At 41.6% G+C, this 13783-nt stretch carries 14 protein-coding genes; 12 read left to right on the forward strand and 2 right to left on the reverse strand.

Features of this window, described 5'->3' with window-relative positions:
* Positions 1-36: 36 nt before the first annotated feature.
* Complete coding sequence (locus ACQKMH_RS02295) at positions 37-1371, reverse strand: aldehyde dehydrogenase family protein (RefSeq protein ID WP_427585894.1); 1335 nt, start codon at positions 1369-1371, stop codon at positions 37-39.
* A gap of 174 nt (positions 1372-1545) precedes the next feature.
* On the opposite strand from ACQKMH_RS02295, the gene ACQKMH_RS02300 reads away from it, so the two are divergent.
* From ACQKMH_RS02300 to ACQKMH_RS02355, 12 genes are all read left to right on the forward strand, one after another.
* A complete protein-coding gene (locus ACQKMH_RS02300; RefSeq protein WP_427585895.1) occupies positions 1546-2727 on the forward strand; it encodes a TetR/AcrR family transcriptional regulator in 1182 nt (393 codons plus the stop codon).
* Between the two features lie 413 nt (positions 2728-3140).
* Positions 3141-3596, forward strand: a complete 456-nt coding sequence (locus ACQKMH_RS02305) for an RrF2 family transcriptional regulator (RefSeq protein ID WP_230154509.1) — start codon at positions 3141-3143, stop codon at positions 3594-3596.
* A gap of 74 nt (positions 3597-3670) precedes the next feature.
* Complete coding sequence (locus tag ACQKMH_RS02310) at positions 3671-4381, forward strand: DsbA family oxidoreductase (protein ID WP_427585896.1); 711 nt, start codon at positions 3671-3673, stop codon at positions 4379-4381.
* 165 nt (positions 4382-4546) lie between these two features.
* Positions 4547-4828 carry a hypothetical protein gene (locus ACQKMH_RS02315; RefSeq protein ID WP_427585897.1) on the forward strand — a complete coding sequence of 94 codons (282 nt, stop codon included), beginning with the start codon at positions 4547-4549 and terminating at the stop codon, positions 4826-4828.
* 127 nt (positions 4829-4955) lie between these two features.
* The gene (locus tag ACQKMH_RS02320; RefSeq protein ID WP_427585898.1) at positions 4956-5498 is read left to right on the forward strand and encodes a hypothetical protein; all 543 of its coding nucleotides are present in this window, start codon (positions 4956-4958) and stop codon (positions 5496-5498) included.
* Between the two features lie 179 nt (positions 5499-5677).
* Positions 5678-6493: a uroporphyrinogen-III synthase gene (locus ACQKMH_RS02325; protein ID WP_427585899.1), complete on the forward strand. Its 816-nt coding sequence runs from the start codon at positions 5678-5680 to the stop codon at positions 6491-6493.
* A 13-nt stretch (positions 6494-6506) separates the two neighbouring features.
* The gene (gene cobA, locus ACQKMH_RS02330) at positions 6507-7955 is read left to right on the forward strand and encodes a uroporphyrinogen-III C-methyltransferase (protein ID WP_427585900.1); all 1449 of its coding nucleotides are present in this window, start codon (positions 6507-6509) and stop codon (positions 7953-7955) included.
* 260 nt (positions 7956-8215) lie between these two features.
* Positions 8216-8626: a DUF4064 domain-containing protein gene (locus ACQKMH_RS02335; protein ID WP_427585901.1), complete on the forward strand. Its 411-nt coding sequence runs from the start codon at positions 8216-8218 to the stop codon at positions 8624-8626.
* A 191-nt stretch (positions 8627-8817) separates the two neighbouring features.
* Complete coding sequence (locus ACQKMH_RS02340) at positions 8818-10710, forward strand: immunoglobulin-like domain-containing protein (RefSeq protein ID WP_427585902.1); 1893 nt, start codon at positions 8818-8820, stop codon at positions 10708-10710.
* Positions 10711-10897: 187 nt separating this feature from the next.
* Positions 10898-11281, forward strand: a complete 384-nt coding sequence (locus ACQKMH_RS02345) for a DnaJ family domain-containing protein (protein ID WP_427585903.1) — start codon at positions 10898-10900, stop codon at positions 11279-11281.
* A gap of 64 nt (positions 11282-11345) precedes the next feature.
* Complete coding sequence (lepB, locus tag ACQKMH_RS02350) at positions 11346-11924, forward strand: signal peptidase I (RefSeq protein ID WP_230154523.1); 579 nt, start codon at positions 11346-11348, stop codon at positions 11922-11924.
* Positions 11925-12159: 235 nt separating this feature from the next.
* Positions 12160-12645 (forward strand): DedA family protein, encoded by a 486-nt coding sequence (locus ACQKMH_RS02355; RefSeq protein WP_427585904.1) that lies wholly within the window; start codon positions 12160-12162, stop codon positions 12643-12645.
* An 81-nt stretch (positions 12646-12726) separates the two neighbouring features.
* Here ACQKMH_RS02355 and ACQKMH_RS02360 read toward each other — a convergent pair whose 3' ends face one another.
* Complete coding sequence (locus ACQKMH_RS02360; protein ID WP_427585905.1) at positions 12727-13461, reverse strand: SDR family NAD(P)-dependent oxidoreductase; 735 nt, start codon at positions 13459-13461, stop codon at positions 12727-12729.
* Positions 13462-13783 lie beyond the last annotated feature (322 nt).

Consider the following 13783-nt stretch of genomic DNA (forward strand, 5'->3'; position numbering starts at 1 on the left):
TTTCTCGGGTTTTTAACTGGTGCAGAAAGAGGTATATTATTTTGCCTGTACGAAGACACCTTTTTCATGTGAAAAGGCCTTGAAGCCATATATTCCATGATAAGATCCCATTCCGCTTGTATTTACACCGCCGAATGGCAGATTGTAATCGGTGAAATGAACCACTACATCATTGACGGATGCGTTACCGGAAGTCGTATGATTCAAAACTTCCTCAACGACCTCCTGATTTGAACTGAAAACATACAAAGCAAGAGGTTTATCCCGGTCGTTAATAAAGTCAACGACTTCATCCAGGTCATCATAATTAAGCAACGGTAGAATTGGTGCGAATATTTCCTCTTGCATGATCTTCATGTCAGAAGTAACATTCTTCAGCACCGTTGGTGAAATGGTACGGTCGCTTAGGTCGAATTGTCCGCCAAAGACGACTTCAGCACCTTGGCTGATCGCATCATCAAAGAGGACCTTGACCCGGTTGAAGTTCCGCTCGTTCACGATTTGCGTAAATTTATCCCTGTCGGCTGTTCCATCTTCAGCCAAGAAACCAGCTTGGACGATTGCTTGTAAATGGTCTGTGAATTCCGCTTGCCGTTCCTTCCTGATGAAAATATAATCAGGTGCAACACAAGTTTGGCCAGCATTCACGAATTTACCGACCGCAATTTTTTTCGCGGCATCCATTAAATCATATCCGTCATCGATGATCGTCGGGCTTTTACCGCCAAGTTCAAGCGTCACGGAGGATAAATGCTTCGCTGCTGCAGTCATGACGATCTTGCCTACATTCGTGCTGCCTGTGAAGAAGATGTGGTCGAATGGCTGATCGAGAAGCTCTGTTGCTACATCCACATCCCCTTCAAAGATTGCCACTTCGTTTTCATCGAACGCTTCACGGATGATCTTAGCAGCGATGTTGCTCGTTTTCATCGTGAAATCGGATAACTTAACGATTGCAGTGTTACCTGCTGCAATCGCCGCAGCAAGCGGGGCCATCGTAAGCATGAATGGATAATTCCATGGCCCAAGCACTAAACAAGTACCTTTTGGTTCATACATTAAATATCCTTGAGCATCAGGATTCAAGGAAGAACCCACCGCTTTAGGAGCCATCCATTCATCGAGATTATTTATATTATCATTAATCGATTTGACCGTTCCGAGGATTTCCGCTCTCTTCACCTCATGGTAGGGCTTGCGGACATCTTGACGCACGGCCTCGATGATTTCTTCCTCATGAGCCACTATCACTTCCAAAAATCGGTTAAGTTTCGCTTTCCTTTGTTCAGAGGTTGTCGAACGCATCACTTTTTGGTGTTTCTTTTGCAATTGGAATATACGTTTTATATCTTTTTTCATTTGAATATCCATGTAGTTATGTCTCCCCCTTTAATTAAGTGCTGATATGAAATTTGCTTTATTCATCTCTCGAAATTATTATAGTTTTTAAGATGACCTAAATAAAGACAACGACCCGGGGAAGTGTACGTTACCGTATATTTGCTTCGGAACTGTTCAATATTTAACATACCAGGAGGTCCTTTTGTGCCATACGATCATGAAAATCCTGCAAGTGAATCAACCCCTTCAAAGATAAAGGAAGCACTGCTGACTTTACTTATAGGAAAAGACATTCGCCATATCACTAGTAAGGAAATAGCGGAGCATGCAAGCGTCAGCAGGGGGACGTTGTATTTCCACTATGAAGATAAGTTTGATATTTTCGAGGAAATTGTCGAAGAACAAAAGGAAGGGGTAAGGAAAGCCATCTTTGATTCCCTAAAGGGAATGGACCATATCAACCTTCAAGACATGAATCTGAAGGTCCTTCCTGTCTTATCGTATGTTGCGGAGCATACCCCCTTTTTTCTGAATATGATGGAACGGAATAAAATGCCCTATGTCAATTTTCATGCGTTTTTCATTCAAGTATTCAATAAGGAAATCATGTTGACTCCCATGAAGGAAAACATCTCGGACACTTTAAAGGACATGTACGTGCATTATCGGACCCTATATACTTATGCCTTTATCCTCTTCTGGTTTAAAGAAGGGATGCAACCCTCCCCAGAGAGGGTCAGCCAGCAATATTGGGAACTGGTTAGCCAGAAAAGGTACTATTGGATTTTTGGTCTCCCGGTTCAATCTGATGAAAGGGAGGTTCGCATCGATCGGCGTGTAATAAGGACAAGACAAGCTTTGCAGGAAGCGATGCTACAACTGATCATTGAAAAAAAAGAGTATTCCGCTGTGACGATTTCCGATATCACCCGCAGAAGTGATATGCGCCGGGCGACTTTCTATGACCACTATTCGAGTAAAGAGGATTTGCTCAAAGCGATTACCCATGGATTCTGTTCGGATTTAATTGGGATATTAACGATTGAAGGGAGGACGGAGAAAGTCACAATTGAACAATCAGAAGCCATTCTCGTTCAATTGTTTACCTACCTTACGGAACATACATCCATTGTTCATTTTATAAGTGGGAATTATGGTATTCCTGATCCAATTCCGGAAATCGTCAATGTATTGAGCACTTTTTATTTGAAGCAGCAAATAGAAATCCATGCAGGTAAGGAAATGTACGCGTACTATGTTTCCGGGCTGATAGTCGGCCTTATCGTTTATAGGCTCCAAGAAGGAAAGGAATACACACCAAGATTTCTGGCAAAGGAATTCATTCAGTTCCTGGATTTGAAGAAATATAAGATCAATCTGCTTTAAACGATAAATATCAATATGGAAGTGCGCCACGGTCGGAAAAAACATGTAACGTCCGGATTACCATGCGGCACGGTCGGAAAAAACATGTAACGGCCGGATTATCATGCAGCATGGTGGGAAAAAACGGGAAACGGCCTGATTATCGTGTGTCGCGGTCGGAAAAAACGGGAAACGTCCGAATTATCATGCGGCACGGTCGGAAAAAACATGTAACGTCCGAATTATCATGCAGCATGGTCGGAAAAAACGGGAAACGTCCGAATTATCATGTGTCGCGGTCGGGAAAAACGGGAAACGTCCGGATTATCATGCACCACGGTCGAAAAAAATCGGGAAACGGTACCATTTGTTCTAAGAGAACGTAACATAGTATAATGGGCTTATTATGGACAGTGGCATAAGGGGGAATAAGCATGTCTTCAGGTAATCGCAACAATCAAATTGGACCGCCGCGGTTTGCAATTGCCATTCACTCATTGGTTTGGCTCGCACAAAGCGAAAAGCTCCTGACAAGTTCGGCAATCGCCTTAAAGGTGAATTCACATGCCACTTTTTTAAGAAAGGTGATGGCTCAGCTAGCATCTGCGGGGATCGTCGAAACTAAGGAAGGCAGGGATGGCGGGTATAGCTTGAAGGTGCCTGCGTCGCAGCTTACTTTGGCCGATGTGTATCAAACGGTACGGCCGGAATGTCTTGTGTGTATGGAGACGAGCGAATGCGGTGAAGTCGTGAAGCAGTTGGATACGGCTTTGGAGGAGATCATGAATGAAGCCGAAAAGGAAACATTGCGCCTATTAAAGGGCTATACATTAGAAGAATTCATGAAAAAAGTCGACTTCACCAATTTTGAAAATGAGTGTCTAGGGTAATTTCCTTGCAAGAGGATACCCTAAAATATATAATGTGCTTAATGCGATTGCATTTAAAATGAGGGGGTATTCACATGAAGGTAGAAATTTGGTCGGATTATCAATGTCCGTTTTGTTATATAGGGAAGCATCGATTCGCAGAGGCTTTAAAACAATTTGAAAATAAAGATCAGGTAGAAGTTACGTTCCGCAGTTTTGAGTTGGATCCAGAGGCAAAACGGGATATCAATATGACCCAAAATGAAATGCTTATGAAGAAATACGGCATGTCACAAGCCGACGTGGAAGCGAGCAGCCAAAACCTGACCCAACAGGCAAAAGAATTGGGACTTGATTATCATATGGACAAGGTGGTCTTAACGAATTCGTTTGATGCTCACCGCTTGATGCATTTTGCTGAATCAAAAGGTAAAGCGAATGAAATGAATGAACGCCTATTCAAAGCATACTTTACGGAAGGCAAACATATTGGCGATCATGCTACATTGGCCAGTTTGGCTGAAGCAGCCGGATTTGAAAAATCTGAGGCGGAAGCCATGCTGGCAGGGACAGCATTCACGGCGGAGGTAAGAGGGGATGAGCAAGAAGGAAGTCAGCTTGGAATTACAGGTGTTCCATTCTTTGTCATTAACCGCAAGTATGGCATCTCCGGCGCTCAGCCAACCGAGGCGTTCCTGGATACGCTGAAAAAGGTATGGGCTGAGGAAAATCCGCTTCAAATGGTGAATGATCCAGCAACAGGCGAAGCATGTACGGACGGTTCTTGTAACGTGCCGGAAAAATAAAAGTTGATGTGTAGTCGGAGACCTGAAACTGGGGTCTCTTTTTTTATTGGAAATTGGTCTGGTTAAAGAGAAGTTCAGTTTGAAAAGGAAATAGTGCATAGAGCAAAGAATATAGTGTAATGGATGACAATATCGAAAGATCCGAAATGAAAAGGAGCTAAAAAAGTGTTTATCATAATTGGAATATTAGTTGTCGCGTTTGCATGTGTATTAACTGCTAAATTAATTTCCTATAAATATTGGACTTGTATCTATACGGCCTTCGGACATGATAATTATTTTAAGGTGATAGCGAAATTGGAAAGCGAAGGGATACATTTCAAAACGAAAACGCCTATGAATTTAGGTTCCGAGCACATTCAAAATCGCCATGAAACTGCTCAATATGATGTTTTTGTGAAAAAGGAACATGCGCAAATTGCCCAAAGGGCCTTGCACAAAAATTAATAAAGTGAAAATTTTGAATCTGGCTGTCCTGGTGGCAGTCTTTTTTACTGGGCAAAAAAATTTAGGGAGGGAATTGATGTTTCATGGAGAAAGGGGACTTTATAACATTTTGGTGAAAGGGAAATAAATGATGAAAAAACATTTGCTTAAGATAGCGGAAAGAGAAGAACTTGTCGAATTATACGCGGATACGAATGATTTAAGGAAATTCGGTGTGGCTAAGATCTTGAAAGTGTCGGATGTCTTTGTCGTGGTAGCTAATATTGCTTCAACAGGGATGTATGATGGTTACAGTTTGCTTTATATGGACAGCATTCACCAAATGAATGTCAATACGAAATACATTAAGAAAATTAAGAAATTATATTTGGAAAAAAAACAAAATCATATTGAATTCGTTGATGGAAATGATGATTTACTTTTGAGTTTTCTGGATTTTGCACATGAAAATAACTTCATGGTCTCTGTTGAACTTTTCAATAGTGGTTACGGGGATGTTCAGGGTTTTATTAAAAACCTGGAAGATGATATATTTGTAATTTCCATGGTGAACGAAGTGGGGAAACTTGATGGTGAAGCATTCATTAAGTCGGCTGCCATACATTGCATCTCGTGTGATGGTGAAGAGGTAGCCGATTTAATGCTTGTATATTCGGATATGAGGAAGTGATCATTGAGATTATTTTCAAGTGTAGGTAGGGTGGCTGTATGGGGTTCAATGGTTTTAAATTAGATAAAAGAAAAGACATGGATTTTGAAGTGTCATATGTTTTCCATAGTTTCAAAGACTGAAAATTTGTATAATGGGTGAGATAGATTTAATTGAATGTACATATAGGAGGAACATGGATGAGTAAGCTTAATGGCAAGACCATTGCTTTATTGGGAGCGAGGAAGACGGAAGAACTTAGTAAGATCGTTCATAATCTTGGGGGAGTCCCGCTTGTTCGTCCGGCACAGGGGACGGTATTCCTTGATGATTCCCATTTAGAAGAGGATGTCACCCGGTTGATGGCAGGGGAGTTCGATTGGATCATCCTCACGACGGGAGTGGGGACGGAACTATTATATAAAACGGCAGTGAAGATGGAAGCGGGAGATCGTTTCATAGAAGCTTTGATGTCAATGAAGATAGCTGCTCGGGGCTATAAAACGGTGAATATGCTAAAAAAACTCGGGCTGCAGCCATTAATCCGTGATGATGATGGCAGTACGGCAGGGCTCGTTCGCAATTTGGAAGGTCATCTATCTGGAGATGTAAAGGTCGCTTTGCAGCTTCACGGCGATCCGGCGCCTCTTTTGATGGGCTGGTTGGATGAACAAAAAGTGGAACATAAAGAAATCCTTCCATACGAACATATACCGCCCGAAAAAGAAACGATGCAACAGCTGACCCAAGAAATCCTTGAAGGAAAAATTGATTCGGTTGTGTTCACAAGTGCACCGCAGCCGCGTAATTTAATGAAGTTTGTCCGTGAGCAAGGGGTGGAGGATAAAATAATCGACTTGTTTACATCCGAGGTAATTGCTCTTGCAGTCGGAAAAGTAACGGCGCAGGTCGTAATCGATGAAGGAATCGAGCGGGTCATTTATCCTGAAGACCAACGGATGGGCAGTGCAATGGTGGAGCTGGTGAAGTATTATCAGGGAATTGCAAGCAGATAGGGGGAAGAGTGGTATGACCAAAGGCAAGGTCTATTTTGTCGGGGCAGGGCCGGGTGATGAAGGCCTGATTACCGTAAAAGGTCAAACGGCGATTGAAAAAGCGGATATCATATTATATGACAGGCTGCTAAATCCCAAACTATTGGAGGCTGCCACTCTTGGTTGTGAGTTGATATATTGCGGAAAGACACCATATACGAATGGCATCAGTCAAGGGGAAATCAATGAACTGCTTGTGTCCAATGCATTGGCAGGACATCGCGTCGTCCGTTTGAAAGGCGGCGATCCTGCCGTTTTTGGAAGAGTTGGGGAGGAAGCGGAAACGTTAAATGATAAAGGGATCCCATTTGAAATCATTCCGGGCGTTACCTCAGGCATTGCCGCGGCCATGTATGCTGGAGTCCCCGTTACACATCGGGACTATGGCCGTTCCTTTGCGATGGTGACAGGCCATGACCGTACGAAGAAGGATATAGATTGGAAAGGTCTTGTACACAGTATAGATACTGTTGCATTTTATATGGGAGTGACCAACCTTCCCTATATCCGCGAAAATATGATCAGTAATGGAAAGCCTGGGAATACGCCGGTGCTCGTCATTCAATGGGGTACATATGGAAGACAGGAAACGGTCGAAGGGACATTGGACGATATCGTCGAAAGGGTAAGGGAAAGGTCGCTTCAAAACCCTGCAATCACCTTGGTCGGAGATATCATTTCACTTAGGGGAAAACTGCAATGGTTCGATAAGAAGCCACTATACGGACAACAATTTTTAGTGGCCCGAACCGGAACGGCAAAGAGTTCCTTGGCTGAATCCCTGCTTGAACTTGGGGGCGATGTCATCGAGTTTCCTAAATGGATGACTGCAAAAGTGAAAATAGAAGAAAATCAGCTGCTCTCTTTTCTTTTGTATGATCGCATTCTCTTCACTTCACCTGAAAGTGTCCATGGATTCTTGGATTTACTCACTGAATATGCTATTGATTTCCGCCGTATTTCTTCAAAACTTTATGTACTATCAAGAAAATCTAAGATGGTTTTACAGCAACGTGGACTAATGGCCGAGCTTAAATCCGAGATGGAAGAAGCCGGAACCTTGTTGGTCATTGGAGATCGTAGCAAGGACCAAAGAGATCCGGCTCACGGGGACGGGGACTATTTTCAATCCATCGATAAATTTGTCGATGAAAGATTCCTTGAAATTCTGCCGAGAATGCTAGAAGGGAAAGCTGTTGATACGGTACTTTTTTCGAATCGGCATTCAGTCGATGTGCTGATGCAATACGGGAACAAGGCTGACATGGATGTTGAAGAGCTGCTAAATCACGCCTCCATCGGGGTAATCGGGAAAAGCACTGGCCGGAGACTTGAAGAATTTGGGTTTTCACTGGATATGATGCCCAAAGAACCTTCTGTCGAACAAATGGTGGCGCTGATTGCGAAGAGGAACGTATTTTAGCCTCAGTTATCCAGGCCGGTTTCCTATTTGCAGCCTATTAAGGGTGGATGGGTGTTTTTTTTGATCATCACCTGTCTTTTTTTCAGAAGAGCCAAGCTCAGAATGGTCCTTTCATCGGATTAGTTTTACGATCATTTGTCTTATTGATGATAATACCAAATGAACTTATCAGGGTTTTGTCGATGAAGGTATAAAAGACTTTTATTCCTTCCCGGATTGGGTATTATATATAAGTGACTTTTCTAGGGGGGGCGAAGCAATTGAAACGCACATGGGAATTCGTATTAAGTATTATTGGCGTAAGCATCGCTGCGATTTTTTTGATCGTGACGATTTTAGCGGCAATTTATATCAACAGTATTAATTTGACGGAAATGGTGGACTACTCATCCATAACAGATTCACAATTTTCGACGTCTGAGGTCGATATGTCTATCAAGTTATTCATGGGTTTACTATGGGCAGGTATCATATCGTTGTTTCTTGCATTGGCAGGCGGCTTGATCGCTATCTTTCTATTAAAAGGAGGCAAAGCGAAGCCAGCCGGAATCTTATTGATCATTACAGGCATACTGACGATCTTTCATGTATGGCCGCTTATCTTCTTCATCGTACCGGGTATCATGTGTTTGGTAAGGAAACCAAGGGAACCGGTGGAAGTAATCGTATGATCTTGCACCATACATAGTTTTGTGTTTTGAAAACAAAGGAGCTTCCCGAAAATACGGGTAGCTCCTTTGTTCTGAGAATTAGCAGATACAAGATATTTTAGGGAAATATACCTTTTTATACCTGCAATGACCAGTTTATCATGTTACTATAATTATAGATTTAAATATAAATAGACTGGGGTTTACGATCGATGAAGATATCTTTAATGAAGGTTGGATTCTTGACCTGTTTAACATTCGGCATGTTCAATGGACAGGCTTTAGCTGAGTCTGGATTAACCAATGCGTGCTCATCATTTGGTGAAATCCAACCGAATGAAAACCCATCCCATGAGCAGATTAACTGTTTACTGACGAAAGCCGCAATTGAGGCTGAAATCCCCCCTGAAGTGGTAAAAGCCGTGGCTACACAGGAAAATGGGGATTGGAGGCAATTTAATGATGACGGTAAACCGATTATATCCGGCGATGGCGGTATCGGTCTAATGCAGCTTACCAATAAAACTGGGTATGTCCAGGGAAAGCTGGAAAATGATATTGTCTACAATATCGAGGCTGGCGTCGAGGTTCTGAGTAGCATGTATTCAAAAAGGGTGGATTTGCCCAAGATCAAAGGTGCAGGACGCAGGGTCATCGAAAATTGGTATTTCCCTGTCATGGCATACAATGGGACAAAACCGGTTAACAGTCCACTTTACCAGGAAAACGGGAAAATAAATGCGAATGCCTATCAAGAGGAAGTTTTTGCTGAGATAGAAAACCAAAGTTATTTGAATGATACAAAACTAGCAAAATATCCATTCAAAACATCGGACTTTCAATATGATCGGGAAAGTAATAAAAATATCTTCTTTAATAATCTGGTATACACACTGACAGATCAAACGCATGACTCTGTTTATTGGTTTAAGAAAGACGACAAAGCGGTGACGTCGTCCAGCGTGAAAATACGGGAACAAGCAAGTACCTCGTCTGGCTTCAAAACAGTGTCAAAGGATACCATCTTGATCATCACGGGTGAATTTGTCTATGACAAGTCTAAGGAAAATAAATTTGTCTGGTACCCCGTACAAACGGAAGACAAGAGTATGAAGGGGTATGTTTCATCAGCTTACATCTCCAATAGTCTATCGAATGTCGCGCCTATCCAGGATACGAATAAACCTGTGATTTCAGGGGTTGCCAGTAAATCCATTCCATTCAACTCAACTTTCAATCCTAAAACGAGCGTAAAGGCGAAGGATGATAAAGATGGTGACTTAACGAGTGCCATACGTGTGGAAGGTAAAGTGGATACCAAGAAAGTGGGCACCTATAATTTGACTTATACGGTAGCTGACAGGGCTGGTAATATTGCCAAGGTCACAAGGGAAATAACCGTTTATGATCAAGTCAAGCCAGTGATTTCAGGTGCCGGGAATAAAACCATCAAACTTAATTCTTCATTCAACCCAAAAACGAACGTGAGTGCCAAGGATAATGCCGATGGCAACTTGACTAGTAAAATAAAAGTGACGGGTACAGTGAACACGAAGAAAAAGGGCACCTATACATTGAAGTATACGGTCACCGATCAATCGAAAAATACTGCGACAGTCACCAGAAAAATCACCATAGATGGCACCAAGCCAGTCATCTCCGGAGCCAATAGTAAAACCATCGCTTATAACTCGACATTCAACCCTAAATCAGGCGTAACGGCGAAAGATAATCTGGATGGCAACGTGACTAGTAAAATCAAGGTGACGGGTACGGTAAATACGAAGAAAAAGGGAACGTATACATTAAAGTATACAATCACAGACCAATCGAAAAATACAGCTACTGTCACCAGAAAGATTACGATAGACAGCACCAAGCCCGTCATTTCCGGAGCCAAAAGTAAAACAATTGCCTATAACTCGACATTCAATTCCAAATCCGGTGTATCCGCGAAAGATAACCTGGATGGAAGTTTGACAAGTAAGATCAAAATAACAGGGACTGTAAATACGAAGAAAAAAGGTTCCTATACATTGACCTACACAGTTACGGATAAATCGAAGAATAAGGCAGTTGTAACAAGGAAAATCACAGTTAAATAGATGGCAAAAAGGGATTCCATTACTATTGGAATCCTTTTTTATTGGGATGAATGAATATAAATTTCGGAAAGCAAGGCATATATAATAGTAGAAAGTGTGTGTTGAATGATATTTCAGGTGAGTGGATGTTGATAAAAAATGTTATGATTGTAAATAGATGTAAAAATGATCTAAAGGGGGATTGTTTATGGGCAAAGAGCAGGGGCATGTAAACTGGATGGATCAGATTTTCCTCGATTATGAAAAAAACGGCGGTCTAAAGAATAATCCTGGCTTTGGAAAACCACTTCCGGAGTCGGCGCTCTCGGGAAATATGTATGACAACTTCTTGGCGAAGGCCAAAGATGCCGGCTTTCTTCCGCTTTGGATAAAATGGCAAAAAGAAATTCGGGAAGCACTAGCCGAGGTGGTTCGTTTGAGAAAAATGAATGAACAAGAATCTGAAATAAACAATCGAATTGAAGATATTAATGAGAAAGTCCGTACATATAATGCGATTTGTCCGCCCAAAATGCAACGTAGGGAAATAGAGTTGGAAAGCGTTGAAATCCAGTATGAAAAATGGAAGTAATTGATAATGTACAAAATGTGGGTATTTGTATGACGTGATTATGAAAGGATTATGATATAATGGCATGAATAAAAAACAGAGAGAGGGACTTCGATTGGAAAACAGAAAAGAAGTTTTTTCATGGATAAAAGCGATTGTGATTGCAGTCATTCTAGCTTTTTTAATTCGAACGTATATTTTTGCTCCCATTGTCGTGGACGGTGAGTCAATGATGCCAACTCTGCAAGACCACGAACGAATTGTACTTACCAAGTTTGGAACCGATATCGATAGTATCGACCGGTTTGATATTGTCGTTTTTCATGCAACGGCAGATAAAGATTATATTAAAAGGGTTATCGGCCTGCCAGGTGATCATATCGAATATAAAGATGATACGCTTTATATTAATGGGAAAGCTTATAAAGAACCATATCTGGACAAATATAAGAATGAGATGGCAGGAATGCCGCTGACCGAATCCTTCAAGCTTGAGGATATTACAGGCAGCATGACAGTGCCGGACGATCAGCTGTTCCTTATGGGGGACAATCGCCAAAATAGTTTGGATAGCCGTGAAATCGGTACGATTTCCGTTGATGAAATCGTCGGCAAGGCGAATCTAGTGTACTGGCCGATCAAGGAAATAAAAATCGTGAATTAAGACGTAAGCGGACTCGGTCATCGAGTCCGCTTTATCATTGGCAAATATTCATTTCGCATTCAAGTTTTCCAACACAAAACGTGTTTATTCTACTTTTTTTTACTTTTTTTATGAAATTCAACTCATTTTAGGTTAAATTAGGTTATCCTATTAAAAAGAAGTAATCACGTTAACCAGGCCCGCATTATTAATTGGATTACTTTGTAAAAAGGGTGACTGAGATGGAGTACTAAAGATGGAAATGGTAAAAGAACTAATATCAAACTATGGTTATTTCGCGATATATGCACTGCTGGCCATCGGTATTATTGGCTTGCCTGTACCTGATGAGTTTATGATGACTTTTGTCGGCTATTTGTCATCCATTTCTGTTTTGAATGTCCAAGGGGCATTCCTCGTAAGTTTTCTTGGTTCGATTTCTGGGATGCTGATTAGTTATTTCATTGGGAAAAAGGTGGGCAAGCCTTTTTTGAGAAAGTATGGTAAGTGGATCAAACTGACTCCTGCAAGGGTGGAAAAGCTGGAGAATTGGTTCAATAAATACGGTCCATGGACCCTTATCATTGCTTATTTCATCCCTGGTGTTCGCCACTTCGCTAGTTATTTTTCCGGAATGAACGGGATGGAGAAACGGAAGTATTTCATTTTTGCAGGTGCAGGAGCATTTAGTTGGTGTTTGGTATTTACGTCTTTTGGCTATTTCATTGGTGTGTTGACTTAATTTATTACTCCAATAGCTTTGCCAAGGTTAAAAATCCCGTTTCTGGATTCCGGAAACGGGATTTTCCATTTCTGCCTTTTATTATTGGGCGGAGTATCCACCGTCGATGACTAGCTCGGCACCAGTTACGTATGAAGCGTCATCGGATGCTAGATAAAGCACGGCATTTGCAATATCCGCCGGCTGACCCAAACGTTGTAAGGGAGTTGCCTTGATCATTTGGTTCACTAACTCTTTTGACTCTTCTAATTTTTGTGTCATTGGTGTTTCGATGATACCTGGGAATACGGCATTGACACGGACGCCCATGCGGCCATATTGTGTTGCAGCTGCCTTGGAGATAGCACGAACGGCACCTTTGGAAGCTGAATAAGAGTTTAAGCCCATACCGATTTGAGCTGTAAAGGAAGAAATGTTCACAACTGCGCCTTTACCTTCTTTAGCCATGTAAGGAACAACGTGTTTCATTCCAAGGAATGGTCCAAATCCATTAATGCTTAACATTAGCTGCCAATCGGCCAATGACGTATCGTTAATGCCTTTTTCTGTTGAGATCCCGGCATTGTTAACCAAAATGTCGATTTTGCCAAATTTAGCGATCACTTCATCCGTCACCTTTTTCCAGCTTTCGTCTGAAGATACATCAAGCACAGTTCCATGGACGTTATCCAATTCATTGACAGCAGCTACAGCTTTTTCATTGATATCAGCGGCAATGACTTGTGCTCCTTCTTTTGTGAATAGGTCTACCATTTCCCTGCCCATGCCAGATGCTCCCCCAGTGATAATGGCTACTTTATCAGTCAATCTTCCCATCACGATCACTCCCAATTAGTTGTTATAACGATGAATGTATGTTCAATTATCGTTCAAAAGTTATATTATCAACGAGCAATACTATTCCTCCTGGAGGAATCCGTCAAGCATTTTATTTTCCAGCTTGCGCAATTACTTTTTCTTGCTGGATAGAAAGTGGATGCATGTTTGCAATAGTTGATATATTTAAATGGACTGCCCATAACCGCTGCAATTTGAAAACGCTATCAATCTTTTATTATTCAAATTTTGCTTCCGTAGATTGGCAAAATCCAAATACTTAACCGTTCTATTTGAAACGATTCACAAGTAATCTTGTAGA

The sequence above is a fragment of the Peribacillus sp. NPDC097895 genome (genome assembly GCF_050277555.1).
Taxonomy (GTDB): domain Bacteria; phylum Bacillota; class Bacilli; order Bacillales; family DSM-1321; genus Peribacillus.

What these genes read in the sequence shown, in the direction of transcription:
- ACQKMH_RS02295 (WP_427585894.1), bottom strand. Translation starts at nt 1,371, where the DNA reads ATGGATATTCAAATGAAAAAAGATATAAAACGTATATTCCAATTGCAA.
- ACQKMH_RS02305 (WP_230154509.1), top strand. Translation starts at nt 3,141, where the DNA reads ATGTCTTCAGGTAATCGCAACAATCAAATTGGACCGCCGCGGTTTGCA.
- ACQKMH_RS02310 (WP_427585896.1), top strand. Translation starts at nt 3,671, where the DNA reads ATGAAGGTAGAAATTTGGTCGGATTATCAATGTCCGTTTTGTTATATA.
- ACQKMH_RS02320 (WP_427585898.1), top strand. Translation starts at nt 4,956, where the DNA reads ATGATGAAAAAACATTTGCTTAAGATAGCGGAAAGAGAAGAACTTGTC.
- ACQKMH_RS02325 (WP_427585899.1), top strand. Translation starts at nt 5,678, where the DNA reads ATGAGTAAGCTTAATGGCAAGACCATTGCTTTATTGGGAGCGAGGAAG.
- cobA (WP_427585900.1), top strand. Translation starts at nt 6,507, where the DNA reads ATGACCAAAGGCAAGGTCTATTTTGTCGGGGCAGGGCCGGGTGATGAA.
- ACQKMH_RS02340 (WP_427585902.1), top strand. Translation starts at nt 8,818, where the DNA reads ATGAAGATATCTTTAATGAAGGTTGGATTCTTGACCTGTTTAACATTC.
- ACQKMH_RS02345 (WP_427585903.1), top strand. Translation starts at nt 10,898, where the DNA reads ATGGGCAAAGAGCAGGGGCATGTAAACTGGATGGATCAGATTTTCCTC.
- lepB (WP_230154523.1), top strand. Translation starts at nt 11,346, where the DNA reads ATGAATAAAAAACAGAGAGAGGGACTTCGATTGGAAAACAGAAAAGAA.
- ACQKMH_RS02355 (WP_427585904.1), top strand. Translation starts at nt 12,160, where the DNA reads ATGGAAATGGTAAAAGAACTAATATCAAACTATGGTTATTTCGCGATA.
- ACQKMH_RS02360 (WP_427585905.1), bottom strand. Translation starts at nt 13,461, where the DNA reads ATGGGAAGATTGACTGATAAAGTAGCCATTATCACTGGGGGAGCATCT.